The sequence below is a fragment of the Colwellia sp. Bg11-28 genome (assembly GCF_002836245.1).
GTDB classification, from domain to species: Bacteria; Pseudomonadota; Gammaproteobacteria; order Enterobacterales; family Alteromonadaceae; genus Colwellia; species Colwellia psychrerythraea_A.
The window spans coordinates 311,455-336,372 of the sequence record NZ_PJBA01000018.1; the positions used below are offsets into that span (position 1 = coordinate 311,455).

The following is a 24,918-nucleotide window of genomic DNA, read 5'->3' on the forward strand; positions in this document are numbered from 1 at the left end:
AACTAAAAAGCACTTTAATTAACTTTAAAGTGCTTTTTTATTTCAGAGAACAGAGAATTGTAAATTAGCTTTTATGATAGTTATTGATATACCACTGAGTATGCTCAGCAACAGTATTATTATAAACGTGCTGCAATGAAGGTAAAACAACGGCATCAGCTTGACCTGTAAGCTCATCCATAAAGACTTTTTTAGCTTCAGTTGCCAGTACTAAAACATTGTCATATCGACTATGACAAAAACCAGCTAAGCGACCTTTACCGTAGAAAATATCATTCTCTGCCGCCGTCACTTCAATACCATCCACACTCATGTTTTGTAATGCACTAAGCCAACTATCAATAATCGGTCGCCATTGCTCGCCTTTTACTGACGTTGTGCCCACATTAAGTACGGGTAAATCTTTTCGCTCATGACGCTTAAAATTATACGAATGATTATCGTAAACAACACATTGGCCAAAATCTGCTGCTAATGCCTCAACTACAGCCGCAACAATGCGATAAAATTGTGCATGCTTGGCCTTACTTTTGGCAATCATCTCTTCACTAAGCGGGGTTTTCCATATTTCTTTACCCCAAGCTGTTTCATAGACACACTCATCAGTACCACGATTTAAATCATATTCATAACGTGAGTCATGGGCAATTAAAGTAATCGCTTGTTTGGCAATGAAACTACCCGTGTAGGGATCTTCTTCATAATAACGATCGCTCTTTTCTAGCAAGCAGTTATCTTCAAGCTCTGCTCTAAAGTTACTACCGTCATGAATAGCCGCCGACATAGCAGGCAAATATTTATCAATTTTGAGGGTAAAAGCACCGCCAACTACGGTAGCGATAAAACACTGACGTTTATTAATTTTCTTAATAATCTGTTGTTCTGTTAATTGCTCGGTTATTTCTTCGGTACGTTGCTCAGTCACAATCCAACTCCTTGGCTAAATAGTAAAGATATTTATATCATAGGTTAATCGTACATTAAAGATAGGTAACATTAAGCTATTAACTGTTATTTCAAGTAGTTAAATTAAATGATTTTGTTTGCACTGTTTATCATATAGATATTTACAGCCAACTAACGACTTACTTGTTTAAGTATATGTTTCATTCGCTAATTAAAAAACAATTCCTAGTTATATCAAACCACCACCTATTAAAGCAGCAGATGGCTAAAATTTGATGATAAGGTGCCACAACCTCCGCTATAGCATAAAGCACGTTGCACTCCTCATTACCACTGATAGTAAAACCTTAAAACTACTATTACAATTATCATTAAAAACAATAACTAACACATAATAAAAACGCCACAATAACAAGTGATTACTTTACTTAGTCTTGTGAACTAACCTTTCTCATTATTTTGAACTGTTACCACAAGTTTATTGATAATTTATAAGCAACAACACTAGTCAAGCGCCTATTGAGACTGGTAGAATCTAGCGCATTATATTTTTGAACATAAAAGAAGACATTGAGATGGGCAGAGCTTACCAAAACCGCAAATTATCTATGGCCAAAACCGCAGGGGCCAAAACTAAAGTTTACTCTAAGTACGGTAAAGCAATTTACGTTTGTGCTAAAACTGGTGGCATTGATCCCGATGGTAACCTTTCTTTACGTGGCTTAATTGACCGTGCAAAGAAAGATCAAGTTCCTACTCATGTTATAGATAATGCGATAAAAAAAGCTTCTGGTGCTGGCGGTGAAGACTTTGTTGAAGCCCGTTATGAAGGTTACGGCCCTGGTAACTGTATGGTTATTATTGATTGCTTAACAGATAACGGTAACCGTACCATTAAAGATGTTCGTCAATGTTTCAGTAAAAATCATGCAAAAATAGGTACTTCTGGCTCTGTATCTCATATGTTTGACCATCAAGCTGTATTTGCCTTTAAAGGTGAAGATGACGAGGCCGTTTTAGAAACACTGATGATGGCTGATATTGATGTGACTGATGTGGAATTAGAAGACGGTATTATTACTGTTTACGCTCCTCACACTGAGTTTTTCAAAATTAAAACTGAGTTTACTAATTCAATGCCTGAATATGAATTAGAAATTGAAGAGCTTTCTTGGGTACCACAAAACTACATTGATGTTGAAGGCGAAGAAAACTTAGAGAATTTTGAAAAATTCATCGCTATGTTAGATGACTGTGATGATGTTCAGCACGTTTACCATAATGCTGAAATCAAAGACTAACGTTAATCGTTTTAGCTTTAATAAAAAAACCAGTACTTAGTACTGGTTTTTTTGTGCTCTAAATTGTAAAAAAGTACTGTTATTGATGGTATAGCGGCAACACTTTACCACTTAAGCTACCGCGCCATTTCTTACCCTGTTCAATAAACAATACCTCACCATAATGTCCTTCTTTAATACTTGAATCAATGGCAATGACTCTTCCTTGATAACGGCTTTCAATTTGTTTTTGTGAGGTATGACCAACGATTAAATTTTCAACATCAAAATGTTTGAGCAATAAATCAATTTCTTTGGAAGTTGCGCCTTTGTCTTTTGAACTAGCGCCTTTTGCACTAGTAGCCTTTTCACGATCTGCGGCAAAATATCCGCGATACCAAATAGGACCATTAGTGGTGTGAAGAAATTTAGCCCAACCTGCTCGTGGCTGCTCAAGCTCAGACTTTACTAAGCTCTCTTTAAAGACAGTATTGATTTCAACCAAGCTACGCTGTTCAGTGGCTAAGCTAGGATGAAAACCACCATGAGCAAACAGCATATTATTAACCTTAACCAATACCTGCTTACTGCGTAACCAATTACCGATAATGCTATTTTGGCTAAATAGTTGTTCAAAAGGTTTATCTAGTTGCTTCGCCGTTTCAACATACTTAGGGTGTAAATAACGTAAATCACCATTGAGTATCATCACTTCATGGTTACCTAGCGTTAAGTGAATATCCCCCCCTGCTTTTTGGGCTTGTTGCTCTAAATCGTATAAAAACCATAATATTTCAGTGACTTTGTCACCCCGATCAAAAATATCGCCAGTGATAACAAAGTGCCCTTTTCCGAAAGCCCAGTTTTTGTTTTTATCAATGATCTTGTTATTAGTTAGTAGCTCAATCATCAAGTCATATTTACCATGAAAATCACTTAATGCCGCAACAGGATAATCACCAGAAAATTCGAGTACTTTGTTTTCAATACTTCGCAAGGCGTGTATATCGGCAGGCATGTTACAAGCCGAAATAGACAACGGAAAACTAACCGCTTCAGTAGTACGAGTTATAACATCACCTTGACACAACCAATAGGACTCAAGTTGTTGTTGTTCATTAACAAAAACATAAGGTCCATCATCAACCGGTGGTAATGTTTCAATCTTAGATTTTTCATTGGAATAAGCCAAGGTTGAAAGGCTACTGGCCAATAATAATGTTGATGTGAGAATAATTGAACGCAGGTTAATGTAAAAAGAGTGAAACATGGCAACTCCAGAAAGTAAGGAAATTAATATATTGAATAAAAAGGCCAACAAATGTGAATCATTTGTTGGCCTTTTTATTATGTAATGCAAGCAAACTACTCGTTTATGAGTACACCGTAATAGCTTTACTCGCTCGCTTTAGGCTCTTCATTTTCACTTTGCTCATCAGAGTTAGTCACAGAACCCGATTCAATTTCTACTGCTGACACGCGTTGTAAACCTCTAGGTAGTTTATTGCCACGACGACCACGCTCACCTTTATAGTGCTCGATATCTGCCGCTTTTAGCGTAAGCTTGCGTTTGCCTGCATGCAGAGTAATTGCCGCGCCTTCTGGGATGATACAAAGTAAACTAACAAATTCCTCACGTAACTTTGATCGTGCAGAAGGGATATTGATAATCTTATTACCCTTACCTTTACTGAGTACTGGTAAGTTTTTAACCGGAAAAACTAACATACGCCCTTCGCTAGTAATAGTGAGGCAGTTATCATTTTCAATATTGTTGATGCATTGCGGCATCAACACTTTAGCGGCTTCAGGTAAGCTAATTAATGCTTTACCATTTTTATTTCGACTAACCATATCGCCAAAACTACTAACAAAGCCATAACCGGCATCACTGACTAGCAGATATTGAGCATCGTCATCAGACATTATGCTATGGACGAAGGTTTTCCCTGTTGAAAGGTTAAAGCGTCCCGTTAATGGTTCACCTTGAGAGCGTGCTGTTGGTAAGGTATGCGCGTCAGTAGTAAAAGCACGACCATCAGAACCTATAAATACCACAGGGCGATTACTTCGCCCTTTTGAAGCACACAAATAACCATCACCCGCTTTATAACTTAAGCTGGTAGGATCAATATCATGACCTTTAGCACAGCGGGCCCAACCTTTATCAGAAACGACAACGGTTACCGCCTCACTTGGTACTAAATCTTTTTCGGTAAGTGCTTTTGATTCGCTACGTTCAACTAATTGAGAGCGGCGATCATCACCATACTGTTCTGCTGCAGCAAGGATCTCTTTTTTCATCAGCGTGCTCATGCGTGCTTTTGAATTAAGGATCTTCTCTAAATAATCTTGTTCTATACGAAGTTCATCTTGCTCGGCACGAATTTTTATTTCTTCGAGCTTGGCCAGTTGACGTAATTTAATCTCTAAAATTGAATGAGCTTGAGTGTCCGATAAGGCAAAGCGAGACATTAACTCTGCTTTTGGATCATCATAGCCACGGATGATTTCAATGACTTCATCAATATTTAGGTAAGCGACCAACAAACCATCAAGAATATGCAAGCGCGCCAATACTTTATCTAAACGATATTGCAGACGACGGCGTACTGTTTCACGACGGTATTCAAGCCATTCAGATAAAATGACCAGCAAGTTCTTCACTGCAGGACGGTTATCTAAACCTATCATATTGATGTTAACGCGATAACTTTTTTCTAAATCGGTACTGGCAAATAAATGTTGCATTAATTGTTCAACATCAACACGGTTTGAACGCGGAATAATGACAAGGCGTACAGGATTTTCATGATCAGATTCATCACGAAGGTCGACTACCATAGGCAGTTTTTTCGCTGTCATTTGTCCCGCAATTTGCTCTAATATTTTACCACCCGAGGCTTGATGAGGAAGTGAGGTAATGACAATATCACCCTGTTCTACATCATAAACAGCGCGCATTCTTATGCTACCACGCCCTGTTTGGTATATTTTTTCAATTTCGGCTTTCGGGGTAATAATCTCAGCATCTGTAGGATAATCAGGCCCTTTAACAAACTCAAGTAAGTCACTCACTTCTGCTTTAGGATTTTCAATTAAATGCACACAAGCATCAGCAACTTCACGCACATTGTGTGGTGGAATATCCGTTGCCATACCGACGGCAATGCCCGTAATACCGTTGAGTAAAATATGAGGTAAACGCGCAGGCAGTGTTTTTGGCTCTTGCATGGTGCCATCAAAATTTGGCTGCCAATCAACAGTGCCTTGCCCTAGTTCAGCAAGTAATACTTCACTAAAACGTGATAATCTCGACTCGGTATAACGCATTGCGGCAAACGATTTAGGATCATCGGGTGCTCCCCAGTTTCCTTGCCCGTCCACCAAAGGATATCGATAAGAAAAAGGTTGCGCCATCAATACCATAGCTTCATAACAAGCACTATCACCATGGGGATGAAATTTACCTAATACGTCACCAACAGTACGGGCTGATTTTTTATATTTAGCAGTCGCAGACAAACCAAGCTCTGACATTGCATAAACTATGCGTCTTTGCACGGGCTTTAAGCCATCACCAATATGTGGCAAAGCACGGTCCATAATTACGTACATGGAATAGTTTAAATAAGCTTCTTCAGTAAAACGTCTTAATGGGACCTGTTCTACTCCATCAAGGCTATATTCGAGCGCATCTGACATGAATTGATTTTCCTGATATTACGAGTCTAATTATTTTTATTATTAAGGTTATGACATTGGTTAAAGTAAACCAAAGTAACCTGAGGATAACGATTATAGCTTATCTGATTATGACCTTAGACAAAATAGATAAAAGTAACAAAAGCTTTAATAATACCAATAGGACTAACTTATTGATCACTTAGCGAGAATTAAAAGGCTTAGAGGCAAGGCATTGAATGAAGAGAATGGTTATTCCCTTGTCAAAATCAATAACGCTGTATGTAAGCCTTTTAATATCGCCCTGCGGGAACTCACTAGCAAACTAACAACATCACAAAATGAATCAAATATAGAATAACTATGGTTAACTCATTTTCCTTGTTTTAAGCTCGCTAATGTAGCTCTAAGCTGACCAATAAGTTAATCCGTTTGGTATAATACATAGTCTACACCTGTTACTAATCAAAGAGCAGGATTCCGTAGTAATTAATTTAATAGAATGGGTATTAGCATACCTTCATCCTGCTACAGAGATATTTTGATAACAAATAACGGTATTTCGGCCTTGATCTTTCGCTTGATACATAGCTAAGTCGGCATCATGTAATAAGTCGTCGAAGCTCATTTTATTATCAGCCATCGTTGCAACACCAATACTGAAAGTTACCCTACTTTGTAAAACTAAAGATGAAAAATCATACTGCGAAATTTTTTCATTGATACGCATGGCAATAGCTTTTGCTTTATTGCTGTCTGCAAAAGGTAATAATGCAACAAACTCATCGCCGCCAAAACGAGCAAGCAAATCACGAGAACGCATGGTTTCTTTAACTAAATCTGATACTGCCATTAAGATTTCATCGCCAATATCATGGCCAAAACTATCATTAATTTTTTTGAAGTGATCTAAATCTAACAATAATATCGATAACTCTTCTGGCTGTTCTGTAAAACTAGACACCATTTTCTCACCGTGTTTAAACAAAGTATTACGGTTTGATAAGCCAGTTAAAGCGTCTGTTCGAGTCAAGAGGATAAGTTTATTACGTATTCTTAACTGTCTGAATAAAATCAATACAAAGACGATACCTGTGCTGATAATCAGCGTGAAATTATATTGCTGCGCAGCTTTTTCGTCTTGTACTTCAGCAACTCGGCGAATTTTTAACTTATTTTGACTTTCCATCAATGCGTTATTGGCTTTTTTATCTTTAACTTCAAATGATTGCTCTAAAGAGGCAATCATAGCTATACGCTTATTTTTACGATAAATATTATATGTTGTTAAATAGGATTTTTTTTCTAGGTAAGCTAAATCATATTTTCTTTGTCTTGCGTAGTGATCGGCTAATAATAAATGCAGCTGTAAAAATTCAGGTTGTGCTAATTGCTGTTCAGAAATTTGTTCCGATAACTTTCCTGCCTGTTCCAAAAGGGCAATAATATTACTGCTATTATTACTGTTACGACTCTCAGAATTTTTATCATTTGCATTTTCTTTCAATAACGCTTGCGCGACTAAAAGTAAATATTGCTCTGCAGGGTTTAATGGTGCTGTGGATAAAGTCAGCTGTGCAAGTGCTATTTCAATTTTATTCTTTTCGATACTTTTTTGTTTTAACTGTGTAAATAAGAAGAGTAATTCAGGGTTGATGGGTAACATTTTTGTTGGTGGGATATGCAACAAGTTACTTTTTTTAGTTTCTCCCTCATCTAAAACAGGTACTTTAGCAAGCTCATTCGCCTGACACATCGATATCCAAATCGACGGGACAACCAATATTATGAATATGATGTGACTGATAAATTTCATTGGGCACACACCTTATTTTTCCCCGAGGCTTTAGCTTGATAAAGTTGTTCCTCAGCTCTTTTAACTAAACTGATTAATTCACTATCATCAGTTAAGGTAGCAACACCAATACTGACGCTAATTTTTTCAATATTGTTAAGCTGCCATGTATGTTCATTAATAGCAGCGCGAATACACTCTGCTGTTTCCATTGCCAACTTCAAGTTGGTTTTTGGTAAACACACCATAAACTCTCCACCGCTAAAACGACCAAAAACATCATTCTTTCGCACCATATTAGCGCCAATAAAAGCGACTTTAGCTAAAACTTCATCACCAATACTATGGCCTAAACTGTCATTAATACCTTTAAAATGATCGATATTAATCATCATTAAACTCAAATGATATTGTTTAACTTTTGCTAATTCAAAAGCCTGTTGAGACTTTACCATCAAGCGACGCCTGTTAGCCGTCCCGGTAAGTTTATCAACGTTCAAGGCGACTTTTAGCTTCTTCTGACTTTGAATTAATTTAACTAACACCCACGCAAAAGCTAAGGCAAGTAAAGCACTAATAATCAGATATATTCGCTGCTCTTCATTCTCTAATTTTGCTTCATTGAAGCTAGCTTCGTAACGGGATTTTTGGTTGTTTAATATTTCATTTTGCTTATCTGCCTGCTCGGCTTCAAGCTTTAGACGAACTTGCGCAATGGAGCGATTATCTTCATTTTCATAGAGTTTTTCTGTTAACGCGATCACTCTAGACTTTGTCTCATAAGCTTGTTTAAATTTTTCTTGTTTATAAAAAACCTTAGCTTTAAGGTTGATGATATTGACATAACCTTTTCTTTTTCTCTTAGGCATATCCTCATGATTAACTAGTATTTTTTCAATACGAGCTATACTTATCAATACTTCATCAAAGCGCTCTAATTTGTATAAAACACTCGCTTCATCAAAATAAAACTGTAAACGGTAATCTACTTTCTCAGTGAACTGTAAATACTGTTTGGCCAGCAATAAATATTGGTGCGCGGCATCAATATTACTGTCTTTTTTCTTTAAATGAGCCCAAGCCATACCTGAATAAACAGTAAACATACTGTCACTCGAAGTATCTTTATTTGATTCAGCTATTATCGTTTTAAAGACGGTTATTGCTTGTTCGTAACGTTTTTCGCGAATATGAGTGATGGCAATGTTATGCAAACTGTTATGTGCAGATAATAACAGGCCAGCCTTTTTAAAGTGTTTATATGACTGCTGATAATAAGCCATAGACTGATCACCTTGTCGTAACAGAGAATAGAGAATACCCAATTCAGTGTTAGCGGTACCTTTAAGCTCTTCATCATCAGTTTGTCCTGCGATGTTATAAGCATCATTAAGCAAAACTAAAGAGCGCTTATAGTTATCCGTTAAATAAGCAATAGCGCCTAAGTTAATAAGCCCAAGAGCTACTTGTATCTTATTGTGTAAAGACTCCGCTACTTCTAAGCCCTTTTTATACTCTTTAGTTGCCCGAGGAATATTCCCTAAACTTTCAAATGAAAAACCTCTTAAGTACAATAGTTCACTCATTAATATGCTTGGACTAGCAAGTCTTCTCCCTATGATGAGCCCTTCATTCGCCGTTTTTTTAGCCGCACTATATCTATTTTGTTCAATTTGTATTTCCGCAAGTAGTTTGAAGTAAACCAAATTTTGTTCAACAGTGAGCGCACTAAGCACATTTTCAAAAGCAGTTAATTGTTTGAGGGAGAGTACTAAATCAGTCTTTTTCAATTCTGTTACTTGTTCAGCAACGAGGTTAAATTGCTTAATATCGATCGTTTCTTGAGCGACAGCAACCATTGACATAAGGAAAAGGGAAATACTGATAACGATATGACTCGCCTGGGGCATTTTCTTACTAAAACACAACAAATACTAACTCCTAAATAAGCAGGTCGGCATTCACCGAGAATAGCAGTATAGAACTATTTAGCCTGAGAGTTAAACCGTATTATTTAAGCAACAAAAAACCCTCCTTAAAAGAGGGTTTTCAACTTAACTCTATTACATGATCAAAGCAGTGTTATTGATGAGTCATTCACTAACACATAGCTGTTTAATGCCCTGAAAAGACTAATACTTTAACAGGTAGTAATAAGGCTTGCATGCGAAGGATAATGGCATGAACAACCCCTACAGCATCAACCATATGTAAATAAAGTGTCTCTGAGGTACTGAGTGTTCCGCTGGCGATTAACTCATGGTGGTAACTGTATGCATTTGCTACACATTTTGTGCCAGGGATTACGCCATCAAGCCCACCTTCATACAGTGGTACTAATCTTACCGTTAGTGTGCCTGGTCGCGCACGTTCTTGCACGTCTAACAAGGTCTCATTGGTTCTAACTTGACCTGTTGCAATAACGCTTTGAACACTATCTACTTTCATAGGAATGATGGTAAAAGGTTTAGATAAACACGTTATTTCAGCAAAAGTACCTACTTTAATAACATTCGCCGCTAATTGGTTAAAACCCGCTTGAACGGCTTCTCTACCTGATGCATCACCAGAAGAAGGTACTATCATACCGGCAGAGCGAATCATTGGATTAACAAAGTCACCTGGCTGCAACGCGAACTGCTGTAACTCTCCATCAATGTGGGCATAAACAGTACGTTTAGCTTCATCAACAATCGCACTATTTAACACTTCAATTGCACTGGCTTTTTTTGCCGGTAAAATATTATCAATGACGGCTTGGGCTGAAACTTGATTAGCAGAAGATGCTGATAAACCCGCTTCATTTATTGCGACAGTATCAGCCATTTTTTGTACTTCGCTTTCACTAATAATATTATTACCTTTTAGTGATAGCTCCTTTTTACGATCATATTCATTCTTCGAACGCATATAAGCACTTCTAGCTTTTTCCACGTTACTTTTTGTTACCGTAAGTTGTGCATAGGCGGTAGAAAACTCAGCCTCCACTTGCCTGACATTTGCTTCTGCTTGTTCAATTGCCGCCATTTGAGATTCATCATACATGCTAAAAATAGCCGTACCTGCTTTAATTTTCTGATGATTTTCAACAAATACATGCTGAACCCTGCCACTTTTCTCCGGCATTATAGAAACGGTTCTAAATAGTGGTGCAGCGTTAGTGGTTGATGGGTGATAATAAAAAATTAGCGTTACTAATGATATAGATAACATCGCACAGGCTGTTATGCCCCACCGTAGCTCATACCACATGGTGAAAAAGGTAATTTCTTTCCCCCATGCCTTACCTTGGCGATATTTTCGGAATAAATAATCCGGCAAAATAGTAATAAGCGAACAAAGTAAAACTTCTAACATTTAGTTATCCTCCTTTACTGCTGCTGCTGTATCTTCAGTCTTTTTCTGTGTTTTTTGCTCTTTACTTTGAGCAATAGTCGCTAAAGACTTAGCAATAGATTGTAAAGGGGTTAAAAAGTCAGGTAGTTCAACAACGGCTAGCACCAAAGCTGCAACCCAAAAAATATTGTTATGAGTAAATAAAGCTAAAATAGTTAATATTGTGATCAGCTGTATTTGGGTATGATTTTTCCCGTGAGCAATATGCTCAGGTATTGCATGTAATTTAAAGTAGAAAACACCCGCGATTAAAACTATAACGATAAGAATAACAGCCATTACAACCATTAAAGGATCACTATTAGCGCCAGCCAAATACCCTGGAATATGCTCTGTATTCATTTCCTCTCCCTAGTTATTGAATTATCTCTTATAGCGAACTTATGGCTAATTTATATCTACGTTAACTTTAAACAATTGCCATATCACCTTTACTTTGCAGCCAAATTTTTCTGTCTGGACTACGCTTTTTAGAAAGTAGCATATCCATTAATTCCATCGTTTCACTATGTTCATCAACGGTTAACTGTACTAATCGACGGGTATTAGGATCCATAGTAGTTTCACGTAATTGCGGTGGATTCATTTCACCCAAACCTTTAAAGCGTTGCACGTTTACCTTACCACGTTTCTTCTCTGCTTCTATTCGATCTAAAATACCGTCTTTTTCAGCTTCGTCTAATGCGTAGAAGACTTCTTTACCTATATCAATACGATATAAAGGCGGCATGGCAACGTAGACATGACCCGCTTCAACCAAAGGTAAAAAGTGTTGCATGAATAAGGCACATAATAAGGTCGCAATATGTAGTCCATCAGAATCGGCATCCGCTAAAATACAAATTTTACCGTAACGTAATTCAGATAAATCGTCACTGTCAGGGTCAATGCCCAGTGCCACTGAAATATCGTGTACCTCTACCGAAGCAAGTATTTGTCCAGAATCGACTTCCCAGGTGTTTAGAATTTTACCTCTAAGTGGCATTATCGCTTGAAACTCTCGATCTCTTGCCTGTTTAGCACTACCACCAGCGGAGTCACCTTCTACTAAAAACAATTCGGTGCGCGCTAAATCTTGACTACCACAATCAGTTAACTTACCCGGTAAAGCAGGTCCTTGCGTGATTTTTTTACGGACTACTTTTTTACTAGCTCGCATACGCTTTTGGGCGTTATTAATACAAAAATCAGCTAAAAGTTCAGCTTTATCGGTATGCTCGTTTAGCCATAAACTAAAAGCATCTTTGACTACGCCACTAACAAAAGCGGCACATTGACGTGACGATAATCGTTCTTTGGTTTGCCCAGCAAATTGCGGGTCTTGCATTTTGATAGATAGGATATAACTACATTTATCCCAGATATCATCCGGCGTTAATTTGACACCACGTGGTAATAGATGACGAAATTCACAAAATTCTCGCATCGATTCAAGTAGCCCTTGGCGCATGCCATTAACATGTGTACCGCCGGCAATGGTTGGAATTAAGTTAACATAACTTTCACCTATACTTTCACCACCTTCCGGTAACCAAGTAACAGCCCAATCGGCCGCCTCAAGTTGTGAAGTAAAACTGCCAACAAAAGGGTCTTCAGGTAATGAAACATAATCTTTTACTGAATCTTTTAGGTAATCGGTAAGACCATCTTCATAACACCACTGATATTTTTTATCTTCAATTTTATCATGAAATTTAATGGTTAAGCCTGGGCATAATACCGCTTTAGCTTTAAGTAAATGCGTAAGGTGGCGCACCGAAAATTTCGAAGTATCAAAATAGCTAGCATCGGGCCAAAATTTAACACTCGTACCTGTGTTTCGTTTTCCTACTGTGCCTGTTTCTCGCAGCTCTTCAACTTTGTCACCGTTTTCAAATGCCATTTCATAGACTTTACTGTCTCGTCTAACACTGACATCAACACGCGTTGATAAGGCATTAACTACGGAAATACCAACACCATGCAAACCACCTGAAAACTGATAGCTTTTATTAGAAAACTTACCGCCTGCGTGCAGCTTACAGAAAATAAGCTCAACCCCTGACACGCCCTCTTCAGGGTGAATGTCGGTAGGCATACCACGACCATCATCAATTATTTCAAGTGACTGATCTTTTTCTAAAATAACACTAATATTTTGTGCGTGACCGGCAAGCGCTTCATCCACTGAGTTATCAATAACCTCTTGACCTAAATGATTAGGTCTAGTGGTATCGGTATACATACCTGGGCGGCGGCGAACGGGTTCTAAACCACTAAGTACTTCAATGGAGTCGGAGTTGTATTGGTCAGTCATTTGAAACTCAATTTGATCGCAGTTAAAAGATTTAGGCTATATTGCACATTGCTAATTTTATTTGTGGCTATATCAACCTGACTACTATATTAATCACTTAGCGAGAATTAATCTGTTTGGTGTTATCAAGTTGAAAAAAATCACTGATGGTAGGTAAGCAATTCTCAAAGTTGATAAAGCTATGATCACCACCCTCTTGTACTATTAATCGACAATGTTGATATTTTTCCACAGCTTGTTGGTAATTTAACACTTCATCGCCCGTTTGTACCATAACTAGGTAATTATTTTTTTCCGTACAATCAATTGTTGGTGCAGTTTTCTCAAGCGCTTTCAACTGCTGTATATGATCTTCGGTCACTTGGTAGACTTCCTCGGTATAAGGATTAACTTGCTCACCAATATAATCGTGCAACAGTTCATAAGGTGTTATTGCTGGATTCACTAATACCGCTAAACAGTCATATTTTTTTGCGAGATAATGAGCAAAATAACCACCTAATGAAGAGCCGATTAAATACCATTTTGTATTTGAATCATGTGTTTCAATAAGCTGCTCTAATTGACTAATCGCGTTCGCTGGCGTTGTTGCTAGTTGAGGGCAGTAAAATCCGACATTAGGGAAATTTTTAGCTATATATTTACGGGTTTGCTCTGCTTTTAACGATAAGGGAGAAGAGTTAAAACCATGAATATGGAGGATGTTTTTTTTCATTATTAAGCTTTTACTTTTAGTTATTAATTTTAATAGTTAATTGTAGTTATTAAATAGGCGCTCTATTTAGAAAGGAATAACCATAATGCTTTGACTTATCATCTTCTCGTTATGCTTCATTATTTATAACATAACAACCTCAGTGCTTAATTGGCCATCTGCATATAAAGAAAAAAGTCTATATCCTGGCCCTTTGCTTAACGCAGTTACACCATCAAAAGTTGGATCAAACTGAATCGATGTAGCAGGACAAGTATATAAAATAACTGGCTTATTTAATGGGCTGGTTGGAGCGTTAGTTAACGTCATATCACCATGGACATGCCCACACGCAATCGCTTTTATATTGTCATAGGAGTTAATAACTTGCCAAAAAGCATCCTTATTTTGTAAACCATGCTTATCAATAAAGTAACCAACATCAATGGGATGATGGTGCATCATAAGTAACTGATTTTTATTTTTCTGGATAGCATCTTTTAGTTTCACCAATGCTTGTTCTCCAACATACCCTGCGGGAGTAGCACTCTTGCTATCAACGAGTTGAACTTGCCAATGCGACAAGTTAATTTCTTTGTCTGCTTGAAACGGTGATGCTGAAAAATATTTGTCTAATAGTTCTGGCTCGTCATGATTGCCTGCCAAGTAATAAATAGGCACAGTAATATTACACTCAAGCACACAATCAACAAAATTCTGGTAAGACTGCTCGGTGTGGTCTTGGGTCAAGTCCCCAGTAAAAATGATATATTTTATGGCTGGGTTATCGCAAATACTCAATAAAACTATTTTAAGATTAGTGAATACATTATTCCCATGATGTAAGCCGTCAACTGATGCAAATAGATGACTATCAGTTATTTGTGCAAAAGTAATAGGCTGGTTATTTGGAGAATAAGGTTCTGTTATGGTCATAAATTAATACTTCATCAGTTAACACTTTATAAATTAGCTCTTTATAAATTAAGAGTGCAGCTCTACATTTACTTGCCCTAAGCGTAAGCATAAATGTAGCCATTCATTTAAAAACTGATTGATTTGTTGTTTTTCATCTTGTTGGTGCATTTGACTATTAGGGTAATCGTAACGAGGCTTTACCTGCTTGATGTCCTGTGTTGAAAGAACTTCCGCCATACGAGCATCATGATATAACCGAATAGTCATGCGTGGATGAAGTGCAGTGGCAACAATGTTCGGAATATTTTTAAAAGATGAGCTTAAACTATCTTGCTCAAAACAGATAACAGAGGTGTAACGAGTTACTTCTATTATCGTTACGCTATAGGAGAGGAAGTCACTGATAAAAAATTGTCGAATTTCACTAAGTGCCGTTTTACCTGCTAATACTTTTTGCAGTAACATATAATTGTTGGCACACAAGGTCATCAAACTAACTAAGTTAGGTTGGTAACTTTTTCTACCTGCGTTATTAAACGCTTTGTTAGGAAAAAAACTCATGGTTGCCTCTTAACTGCCATTTCAAACACTAATATCTTTAGAAATATTACTTCCAGTGGCATGACTATTTAGTGCTTGTCTATTGAATCGATAACGATTGATAGTTCAGTGCCAGCCATTGTAACCCGATAATAGTAGCTGCGTTAGTGATTTTGCCATCGGTCAATAGCGCCAAAGCTTGAGTGCGACTGACAATATGTAACAAAATATCTTCATTTTCTTCAGGCAAACCATGAATAGCACCATCCGTTACTAGATCACTATTAAAGTGCGCTAAATATAGGTGAATCCGCTCACTCATACCGCCAGGGCTAGAAAGATATTGCATCATAGGTACTAAATCATTAGGGCAAAGTGTTAAATTAGTTTCCTCTTTGGCCTCTCTTATAGCGACTTCTATTGGCGTTTCATTTTCGTCAAACATCCCCGCAATAAATTCTAATAACCAAGGACTGTCATCCCCTCTTAAAGCACCAGGTCTAAACTGCTCTATCAATAGCACCTTATCTTGCTTTGCATCATAAGGCATGACGACCACAGCATCACCACGTTCAAAAACTTCTCGGGTAAATAGCTGACTTTGCTCTCCCGAAAAAAGTTTATGCTGCAGTGAATATTCATTCATCTTAAAAAAGCCCTGATATTTCGTTACCACTGAGTGCACAGACACCTGTTCATTATCAAACTTCAGCATAGCATCCGGCTTATTTTTATTACTTTTCATCAAGTATCTCTTTTTAATAATAATTTGTTACACTAGTAAACAGTTATTTTATTTGGTTAATTTAAAAATCCATGTAGGATACTCTACCAGCGAATATCTATAAATATAGAACAAGAGTAATACACCCAAGGAATTCCTTACTCATGAATAAAACACTAAGCACACTAATTATAGCGATAACTACTGCTATTAGTAGTACACAAGCACAGGCTGATGATTTACTTACCGTTTATCAACAGGCTTTATTAAACGATCCTGTGGTACTTAAATCACAAGCTCAGTTTATGATAGTAAAAGAAGATATAGTACAAGCACGCTCTGCTTTATTACCACAAATTTCTGCTAATGGTGGCTACTCTATAGGTGAACAAGAGTTTGTCGGCACTGATAACACTTCAATTATCAATCAAGAGTCAGACAGCTTAACGTATGGCGCTAGCTTAAATATGCAGCTTTATCATCACGATAGCTGGTTACGTTTAAATAATGCAGAAAAAGCAGCCCATCAAAGTGATTTAACTTATCAAGTAGCAAAGCAAGATTTAATTACTCGCGTTGCTAAGGCTTATTTTGATTTACTTAGCACTAAAGATGATCTCGTTTTTGCTACCGCTGAAAAAGATGCCATTGCTCGTCAACTTGAGCAAACTAAGCAACGCTTTTCAGTTGGGTTAACCGCTATTACTGATGTATATGAAGCACAAGCACAATTTGATAGTGCTGTTACCGAAGAGATTCGTGCGGAAAATGCGATTTTCCAAGCCGAAGAAGAACTACGAGTAATAACGAATAGCTACCCTAAAAACGTTAGTGTATTAAATACTCAACGTTTCAGTACTAGTACTCCGGTGCCAAATAGCGCTGATGAGTGGCAAGTTACTGCAGAAGCGAAAAACCTTGACTTGATTACCGCTAAAGTAGGCATAGATATCGCGCAAGATAATATCGATATTGCCCGCGCTGGTCATTATCCTACGCTAGACTTTGGTGCAAACTATAATGGCAAGGATGAAGAGCAAACGATTGGAAGTGCAGCATCCGCAGACTTACCTGGCGTTAATGGCTACTCGATAGGCGTACAGTTAAATGTTCCTATTTATTCAGGTGGCGCTATTCAAAGCTCAGTGCGTAAAGCACAAAATAGCTTTGTATTTGCTAGCCAAGATTTATCTTTAACGCATCGTAGTGTCGTTCGTACAACACGTAATGCTTACAATACGGTAATTGCTGCTATTTCAGCTATCAAAGCATTTGAACAATCGGTATTAAGTGCCCAAAAAGCACTTGAAGCGACTGAAGCTGGTTTTGAAGTGGGTACTCGTACTATTGTTGATGTATTAGATAGCACGCGTAATTTATATAACGCAAAACGTAATTTATCATCAACGCGTTATGCCTATATCCAAAACGTTTTATTATTAAAACGTGCAGCAGGTACAATCACTGATCAAGATATAAATGCTATTAACTCTGGTTTGATGGTCGCTAATTAGTCGATCATAACCCATTGTTTACAATAAAAATGACAAGTAGTATTTAACGCTACTTGTCATTTTTTTTTATAATAATACTTATATAACTTTAGTTTATTTTATTTACATCAAACTTCTAAAAAACGTTACCAGCTCTTTTGCTTCACGCTCAACTGAATAATGCTCTAAAACCCGCTCACGGCCATCACGCCCCATTTGCATTAGTTTCTCTTCATCAGCTAATAACAGCGACATTTTTTCGGTAACTGCGTCTAAATCATTAATAGGCACAACGTAACCATCAACTCCTTGACGTACAACTTCAGGCCAAGCACCTGCCTCGCTGGCCAATACTGCTGCACCACTACTCATAGCTTCTAAAATAGTTAAACCGAAACCTTCATTTTCACTCAAGGCAACGACTAATGACAAGCTGCTAAATATTTTAGGAATATCAGCAAAGTTTTGCTCCCCAGCAAACACGATACGTTCAGTTAACCCAGCTTGGTCAATTTTACTTTGTAATTCATTGACAAAGCTTTCATTGCTCGAAGATATTGAGCCAACAATCACTGCGGTATAATCAGGTCTATCTTTTAATATGTCGATGCACGATTCAACAAATAGGTGCACCCCTTTCTGCTTACGGACTCGCCCTAATATCGCAATACCCTTTTTACCTTTAGCGCTATTTTCTGGAAGTAAACCAAGAGATTGCCACGCTTGACTTTTATCTGTTGCTGGCAGATAAATATCAGTTTTTACCCCATGGTAAATGATAGCATCAGGTTTTCGGTGTAAATAACTTGCTGAGGCTTTACACATGGCAAGTACCGCATCCATTCTATCCGTTAACCAGAGTGTAAAACCCGAGCGATAACGCTGGGCAGCACTACTAAAAACAATTTTTAGTTTAACGCGAAATACATACTTTAATAATAAGGCTTGGATCATCTCATCAACACGACGGGCATGAAAAACCCTAAATTTACCTGTAGAGAGTGGTTTTCGTCCTAAATTAGCAACTTGCCAAAAACTTATCGATAATGACTCATCAGGTAAATGGTGTTTACCCATCACCCGTAAATTGATCAAACTTTGTTCGTGGGACAAAACCTGTAACATGGTTGATGTTACGCCAGAAAAATTAGAATTTGAATTACCAATGATCAATTCGATCTCTTGTTCATTGACGATATTTTTTTCTCTTTGAACCATAGCAACCAACAATTAATAATATGTTAAATAATATTCACCATTCTACTTGAAAGCAGATAATAAGTTAATTGCCTATTTAAAAGTAACTTAGGTATAATCATGAACCTACATATTCCTCAGAGAGAACACTGTGAGTAGCAATAAAGTTTTACAGCCAGATTTTAAATTGTCTTTTTTATTACCCAAATATTGGCTTACATGGTTAGGTGTTTTTATTCTTTACACTATTTCATGGCTGCCTTTCAAACTTCAGCTGTTCATGGGACGTATGCTCGGCCGATTATTAATGAAAATTGGCTCCAAGCGTAAACACGTAGCCTTAACGAACCTTAGATTATGCTTTCCAGACAAAAGTGAAGATGAATTACAAATATTATTAAAGAAAAACTTTGAAAATACAGGCATTGCACTTTTTGAAACCGGCATGGGCTGGTGGTGGCCTGATTGGCGAGTAAAACGAAAGTTTAAAGTCAAAGGTTTAGAGCACCTTGAAAAAGCACGTAAAGAAGGCAATGGCGTTTTACTGCTTGCGATGCATTATTTAAGTGTCGAAATGAATGCAAGAGGCGTTGGTTATGGCCACCCTATGGTTGTTTTTTATCGTCCTCATAATAATCAATTGATGGAGTTCTTTCAGTTCAGAGGTCGAGGTCGTTCGAATAAGTACATGTTAGGTAAGCGTGATGTAAAAGGTTTGATGAAAGCGCTAAGAGATGGCGAAGCATGTATTTACTTACCCGATCAAGACTATGGCAGAAATCGTAGTGTTTTTGTGCCGTTTTTTGGTGTTAAAGAGGCAGCAACGACAACGGGTACTTTAATCTTTGCTCGTCAAAAAAATGTAGAAACCATGATGATTATCCCAGTAAGAAACGACGATGGCAGTGGCTATACGTTGGAAATTATGCCGCCATTAGAAAACTTTCCCACTCAAGATAATATTGCTGATGTCACTCGTATCAATCAAGAGTTGGAAAAAGCAATTTCACGAAAACCCGAACAATACATGTGGTTGCACAGACGTTTTAAAACGAGGCCAAATCCTGATGATGCTTCATTATATAAATAATGTTCAACGATACCTTTAGCGATAGAAAATAAAGAGAGTTTTCTTTAATATTCTAAAACTTAAAAGGTTAAAGTTTAAAGTTTACATTGATAATTTGTATAAATATTTTTCTTTACGTAAAGTAAGCTAACCTTCACTATAATTCAGGTGATAATAACAAAGGTGTTGATTAACCGATGAACTTTTGGCTGCGGAACATTATTTTAGGGCTTTTTCTTACGATATTGGCTTGGTTATTTTTTGCCAACCAGGACTTTTTACTTTCTCTCGATGGCTCTAATACGAAAGAAAATCCTATAAAAACGACTGAAACGGTTGTTGATTCGACGCCAAAAGAAGTGGAGGTTGAAAGTAAAACTAGCCTTTATCAGCAAGGGAGAAGCTCAGGCAATGCTGCGGCAGATGGTTTATCTAAGTTTTATGCAAACTTACATGGTGATATGGATGGCAAAGGTCCTAAAATTCGTAATAACATTGTTTATCTTCCTGACCCTAAAGGTGACTTAGCTAAGTTATTACAAGCAAGAGAAATGGTAGTTCGTCCATATAATAAAAATTGGCAAGGAAGTATTGAATCAAGACCCTTTAGAACAGGTGATACTTTAAACCAAAAGTTAGTAGAATATTCTGAAAAAGACGGTATTGATTTAATTTGGTGGTTAAACCGTGATTATGTCGTAAAAGATCCGTTTCGAATTGAAAAAGATATTTTAAAAACCACTTTTCAAGTAGCAAAAGCCATTGAAGGACATTTTGAATCAGGCCTCTCTATTTTCTTTTGTTATCGTCAACGCGCGGTTGTAGTCATTAAGAGTGCTCCTCAACCTTTTTTAGATGAGGAGTGTATTTTACTTGCTAGTGAGAATCCTTATTAGCCTGGCTTATTAATCGTCCTTGATATACCGCCTGATTTAATCAACTAGGCGGTTTTGCCAAATGTCTCCAATCGCTTTTTCACCAACGATGCTTTCCCTATTAATTAGTTGCCCCGCATTTTGCATAGTCGCTTGATGCCCTAAAGCCCTTAATTTTTGATACATATTACTTAGCTGTTGTTGTTCTGACTTTTCTAATAAGTCCAACTTCAGTAGGGTTTTAAAAATACCTAAATTATCACATACAAGCATCAACTCCCTATGCTGCGTAGCGTAGGCAAGTACTAAAAACTGAGCAAGAAATTCAATATCAACCAAGCCACCTTTACCCTGCTTAATATCAAAGAGCGATTCACTTGATTTATCTAAATGGCTACGCATTTTTTCACGCATAGTAATAATATCGTTTTTAAGCTCGAGAAATACTCTTGGTTTTGATAAAACATCTTGCCTAATATTGATGTATTGTTGCTGAAGCTTCTCATTACCAAAAATCATTCGGGCTCTGACTAACGCTTGATGCTCCCATGTCCAAGCTTCTTCATGTTGATACTGAGCAAAAGTATTTAAATGTACAACCAATAAGCCGGAATTACCTGACGGCCTTAAACGCATATCTAGTTCATATAATATGCCGCTATTCATACGGGTGTTAAAAATATGCATAATACGCTGGGCTAACTTCACGTAAAACTGGCTGGCTGGTATGACTTTACTGCCATCAGCCCTACCCGTTGTGTCTTCACTTGCCTCACTATGATGGACGAAGACTAAATCTAAGTCTGAGCTGTAACCTAACTCTACCCCGCCGGTTTTCCCGTAAGCAATAACACCAAAACCTTTCTCCTTGGCGCCATCTAAGCAAGAGGTTGGTATACCAAAGCGCTCACTAACTTGTTGCCATGCAAGGTTTATCACTTCTGATACAATGGCTTCAGCCAAGGACGTTAAGTGGTCACTGATTGTTGCTACCGGTAATACATCGGCAATTTCAGCGGCGGCAATGCGTAATTGTTGAGATTGTTTAAACTGACGCAAAGCTTCCATTTGTGCTTCAAGGTCTTCTTCTGGAATTCTTAACATGCGCTCACGCAACTCGATGCCATAAGATGACAATTGTGGTGGGTTGTGTAATAACTTGGGATCAATAAGTTCATCAAGTAAAATAGGATATTTAGCAATATAATCTGTCACCCAACTACTTGCTTGGCATAAATGAATAAGTTGCTTTAACGCACCTTCATTTTCAAAAAGTAGTTCTAAATAAGCAGTACGTGTCACTATTTTGCTGAAGACTTGCAATACTCTTGCGATAACTTGCTCAGCCATTTCATTTTTTTGTAATCTACATAACAGTAATGGTATTAATTTATCTAACACCTGACGACCTCTGTTACCTAAACTGCGTTTGCTCGTATCCTCTCGAAAATCATGCAGTATTTGCCAAACTTTATCGCTTTCCCATGAATGTGCTTCTTGTTCTAACCAAGCAATAGACTCTTCATCACTCCAGCGGCTATGCCAAAGGGTTACCCAGTGTTCATCTGCAGCTTGATGGTTCGGACTATCAAGTCCGATAAGTTGGTCAAACTCTTGGTGAACACCATCCATATGTTTGGCTAATATAACTAAAAATTCAGGCCAGGTTTTAATAGCAAGTACGGTTAATAATCGCTGCTGTTCAAGTTCATTATCGGGCAATGTTTGCGTTTGTTTATCAGCTAAAGCTTGAATGATATTTTCAACACGTCGTAAAAAACGGTAAGCATTTTCTAATACTTCTTTATTTGCAGCGTTAATTTCGCCTGAGTCGACAAGTTTTGGCAACACAATTAATAAACTGCGTTGTTGCAACTCTTTTACCCGCCCGCCTCTAATTAACTGAAAAACTTGCACGATAAATTCAATTTCGCGAATACCACCAGCACCAAGTTTAATATTATTAATTAATTGTTTACGACGAACCTCCTGCGCAATCATCATTTTCATGCGACGTAAACTATCGATGACGCTAAAATCGATGTAACGACGGTAAACAAAGGGTCTGAGCATGCTTGATAACTGCTCATGGTATTTAGACTCACCAATAACCCGTGCTTTCAACATGGCATAACGTTCCCAATCGCGTCCCTGTTCTTGGTAGTAATCTTCCATTGCATTGAATGTCAGCACCAGTGGCCCACTATCACCAAAAGGACGTAATCGCATATCTACACGATAAACAAAACCATCACAGGTAACTTGATGTAATGAGGCAATAAGCTTTTGGGCTAAGCGGGTAAAAAATTGCTGGTTATCTATACTGCGGCGACAGCCCTGGGTTTCTCCACTTTCGGGATAAGTGAAAATTAAATCTATATCGGAGGAAAAGTTTAATTCCTTGCCACCAAGTTTCCCCATGCCATAGACCAATAAAGTCTGGTTTTCACCTTGTTCATTTGTCGGTGTACCCCACTTTTTCTGACAAAAATCAGTGAGCCACTGCAAGCTAGCTAAAATAAGTTCGTCCGCTAATGAAGATAATCTTGCCAATGAAATATCTAGACTAATGCTAAAAATCAAGTCATCAAGCGCTATCTTAACCATGTGTTGTAAGCGAAATCGCCTAAGGATTCGATGCAACTGGACTTCATCAGTACAAGGGGATAATTGTCCAGCCAAAAGACTTTTATAATCAGGTAATGCTTCTTCGTTAGGTTCTTGAAAAAGATCAAGAACGAGTTCAGGTGCTTGTAAGGCACTGTTTAAGATGAAATCACTCAAGGTTATCGCTTGTTTAAACGCACTAAGCTGATCTTGTGTTAACTCATTACAGGCATCTGCATGTTGATCACTAAATTGCTGCCAGCTGATTTTTTGTTGGTCGTGTAAAAGAGGAGAAAAAGATAACGTCACAAGAATTCCTTATATAAGCAAGCGTTGCTATAGACATAATATGTCGTTAATGGTATTAATTGACACTTGTCTATGATTTGTCGCTAATATTAATTAACTATTACGATAACATAGCATTTTTAAGGAGATGATGGCAGAAATGCACTTACTAAAAACACCTTTTTTATTGCTCTTGATCATAATTACCACGCTTAGTTTAGTTGGCTGTGGTGATCCTGTAAAAGAGCAAATCGAACAGCAATTACCCATGACCGAGCAAAGAGTTGCTCAGTTAGGTGATGCTTTAAATAATGGTCAAGTTCGCAATGCCAGCTTAATTAAAAAATATGCTGATACAGTAATGATTCATAAGGCGAACTTAGCCCCCTTGATCAATGAGTTTCGTATAGATGCTTCTACTGATGGCCCTATGTACAAATCGCTATTAGATAGGATTAATACAGCAAAAAATCAACCTCAAATGTTTGAGTCTTCTCAGGCGCTTTATAATGAATTACTAAATATTTACCAAGCAGCAGATCCCGTACTTTATTCTGATGCATTGAGCGACCCGCTTAATGTATTGGCTGATATGTCTGATGGTCAACTGCCTCGTATTAATTCATTATCAAAATCGCAGAGCCAGCAAGCCAACAATGCTCAAGATTTCGGTACCGGTGAGCAATTAATTGGTAACCCCAGTTATGGTAACTGGCAAACAGGCAGCAATGGCATGTCTTTTTGGGCTTGGTATGGCATGTACTCAATGATGGGTGACATGTTTGGCCGACGTACCTCTTATAATGATTGGGGTAGACAGCGTAATTATAGCTACTACAACGACTACGGCAGAACACGTTACAGTTCACCAAGCCAATTAAAGAAACAAACGTCGCTTGATACTCGCACTAAGAAGTCGTTCAGTAGTCGCGGGCAAAAATTTACCAGCCCGTATAGTAAAAATAGAGCGGGATCGTCAAGCTTATCAAGCCAAAGTAAAACAGCCCAAACGAGTGCTAATCGCTTTCGCACCAATAGTGTGAAGAAAAGCAATTATGCCAGTAAATCTAAAAGCAAAAATTCTAGTTTTAGAAACTCAAACACCAATACATCACGCGGTTTTAGACGCGGGAAGTAATGAATAAATAAAGAATAG

At 37.7% G+C, this 24,918-nt stretch carries 19 protein-coding genes; 5 read left to right on the forward strand and 14 right to left on the reverse strand.

Features of this window, described 5'->3' with window-relative positions:
* Nucleotides 1-64: 64 nt before the first annotated feature.
* A complete protein-coding gene (locus CXF79_RS18705) occupies nucleotides 65-925 on the reverse strand; it encodes an N-formylglutamate amidohydrolase (protein ID WP_011044901.1) in 861 nt (286 codons plus the stop codon).
* Between the two features lie 556 nt (nucleotides 926-1,481).
* On the opposite strand from CXF79_RS18705, the gene CXF79_RS18710 reads away from it, so the two are divergent.
* A complete protein-coding gene (locus tag CXF79_RS18710) occupies nucleotides 1,482-2,207 on the forward strand; it encodes a YebC/PmpR family DNA-binding transcriptional regulator (RefSeq protein ID WP_011044902.1) in 726 nt (241 codons plus the stop codon).
* A gap of 79 nt (nucleotides 2,208-2,286) precedes the next feature.
* Here CXF79_RS18710 and CXF79_RS18715 read toward each other — a convergent pair whose 3' ends face one another.
* The 11 genes from CXF79_RS18715 to CXF79_RS18765 form a co-directional block, all read right to left on the reverse strand.
* A complete protein-coding gene (locus CXF79_RS18715) occupies nucleotides 2,287-3,456 on the reverse strand; it encodes a metallophosphoesterase (RefSeq protein WP_101157113.1) in 1,170 nt (389 codons plus the stop codon).
* 125 nt (nucleotides 3,457-3,581) lie between these two features.
* Complete coding sequence (gene parC / locus CXF79_RS18720) at nucleotides 3,582-5,891, reverse strand: DNA topoisomerase IV subunit A (RefSeq protein ID WP_011044903.1); 2,310 nt, start codon at nucleotides 5,889-5,891, stop codon at nucleotides 3,582-3,584.
* A 499-nt stretch (nucleotides 5,892-6,390) separates the two neighbouring features.
* Nucleotides 6,391-7,686 carry a GGDEF domain-containing protein gene (locus CXF79_RS18725; protein ID WP_101157115.1) on the reverse strand — a complete coding sequence of 432 codons (1,296 nt, stop codon included), beginning with the start codon at nucleotides 7,684-7,686 and terminating at the stop codon, nucleotides 6,391-6,393.
* Nucleotides 7,683-9,596: a tetratricopeptide repeat-containing diguanylate cyclase gene (locus tag CXF79_RS18730; protein WP_232769249.1), complete on the reverse strand. Its 1,914-nt coding sequence runs from the start codon at nucleotides 9,594-9,596 to the stop codon at nucleotides 7,683-7,685. Before CXF79_RS18730 ends, CXF79_RS18725 begins: the two co-directional genes overlap by 4 nt.
* A 184-nt stretch (nucleotides 9,597-9,780) precedes the next feature.
* Nucleotides 9,781-11,022: an HlyD family secretion protein gene (locus tag CXF79_RS18735; RefSeq protein WP_101157119.1), complete on the reverse strand. Its 1,242-nt coding sequence runs from the start codon at nucleotides 11,020-11,022 to the stop codon at nucleotides 9,781-9,783.
* Nucleotides 11,023-11,403 carry a hypothetical protein gene (locus CXF79_RS18740; RefSeq protein ID WP_101157120.1) on the reverse strand — a complete coding sequence of 127 codons (381 nt, stop codon included), beginning with the start codon at nucleotides 11,401-11,403 and terminating at the stop codon, nucleotides 11,023-11,025.
* A 67-nt stretch (nucleotides 11,404-11,470) separates the two neighbouring features.
* Nucleotides 11,471-13,357, reverse strand: a complete 1,887-nt coding sequence (gene parE / locus CXF79_RS18745) for a DNA topoisomerase IV subunit B (RefSeq protein ID WP_101157122.1) — start codon at nucleotides 13,355-13,357, stop codon at nucleotides 11,471-11,473.
* A gap of 97 nt (nucleotides 13,358-13,454) precedes the next feature.
* Nucleotides 13,455-14,072, reverse strand: a complete 618-nt coding sequence (locus tag CXF79_RS18750) for a YqiA/YcfP family alpha/beta fold hydrolase (RefSeq protein ID WP_101157124.1) — start codon at nucleotides 14,070-14,072, stop codon at nucleotides 13,455-13,457.
* A gap of 123 nt (nucleotides 14,073-14,195) precedes the next feature.
* Nucleotides 14,196-14,987, reverse strand: a complete 792-nt coding sequence (locus tag CXF79_RS18755; protein ID WP_101157126.1) for a metallophosphoesterase — start codon at nucleotides 14,985-14,987, stop codon at nucleotides 14,196-14,198.
* Between the two features lie 48 nt (nucleotides 14,988-15,035).
* The gene (locus CXF79_RS18760) at nucleotides 15,036-15,530 is read right to left on the reverse strand and encodes a DUF1249 domain-containing protein (RefSeq protein WP_101157128.1); all 495 of its coding nucleotides are present in this window, start codon (nucleotides 15,528-15,530) and stop codon (nucleotides 15,036-15,038) included.
* A 79-nt stretch (nucleotides 15,531-15,609) separates the two neighbouring features.
* Nucleotides 15,610-16,254: an NUDIX domain-containing protein gene (locus CXF79_RS18765; protein WP_011044912.1), complete on the reverse strand. Its 645-nt coding sequence runs from the start codon at nucleotides 16,252-16,254 to the stop codon at nucleotides 15,610-15,612.
* 143 nt (nucleotides 16,255-16,397) lie between these two features.
* On the opposite strand from CXF79_RS18765, the gene tolC reads away from it, so the two are divergent.
* The gene (gene tolC, locus CXF79_RS18770) at nucleotides 16,398-17,747 is read left to right on the forward strand and encodes an outer membrane channel protein TolC (RefSeq protein ID WP_011044913.1); all 1,350 of its coding nucleotides are present in this window, start codon (nucleotides 16,398-16,400) and stop codon (nucleotides 17,745-17,747) included.
* Between the two features lie 102 nt (nucleotides 17,748-17,849).
* Here tolC and CXF79_RS18775 read toward each other — a convergent pair whose 3' ends face one another.
* A complete protein-coding gene (locus tag CXF79_RS18775; RefSeq protein ID WP_101157130.1) occupies nucleotides 17,850-18,944 on the reverse strand; it encodes a glycosyltransferase family 4 protein in 1,095 nt (364 codons plus the stop codon).
* A 130-nt stretch (nucleotides 18,945-19,074) separates the two neighbouring features.
* Between CXF79_RS18775 and lpxL the strand changes: the two genes are divergently transcribed.
* Nucleotides 19,075-20,013 (forward strand): LpxL/LpxP family Kdo(2)-lipid IV(A) lauroyl/palmitoleoyl acyltransferase, encoded by a 939-nt coding sequence (lpxL, locus tag CXF79_RS18780; RefSeq protein WP_011044915.1) that lies wholly within the window; start codon nucleotides 19,075-19,077, stop codon nucleotides 20,011-20,013.
* Nucleotides 20,014-20,189: 176 nt separating this feature from the next.
* On the forward strand, nucleotides 20,190-20,888 hold the full coding sequence (locus CXF79_RS18785) for a TcpQ domain-containing protein (RefSeq protein WP_101157132.1): 699 nt from the start codon (nucleotides 20,190-20,192) through the stop codon (nucleotides 20,886-20,888).
* A 36-nt stretch (nucleotides 20,889-20,924) separates the two neighbouring features.
* Here CXF79_RS18785 and glnE read toward each other — a convergent pair whose 3' ends face one another.
* On the reverse strand, nucleotides 20,925-23,783 hold the full coding sequence (glnE, locus tag CXF79_RS18790) for a bifunctional [glutamate--ammonia ligase]-adenylyl-L-tyrosine phosphorylase/[glutamate--ammonia-ligase] adenylyltransferase (protein WP_101157134.1): 2,859 nt from the start codon (nucleotides 23,781-23,783) through the stop codon (nucleotides 20,925-20,927).
* Nucleotides 23,784-23,922: 139 nt separating this feature from the next.
* Between glnE and CXF79_RS18795 the strand changes: the two genes are divergently transcribed.
* The gene (locus tag CXF79_RS18795) at nucleotides 23,923-24,900 is read left to right on the forward strand and encodes a hypothetical protein (RefSeq protein WP_101158243.1); all 978 of its coding nucleotides are present in this window, start codon (nucleotides 23,923-23,925) and stop codon (nucleotides 24,898-24,900) included.
* Nucleotides 24,901-24,918: the final 18 nt, after the last annotated feature.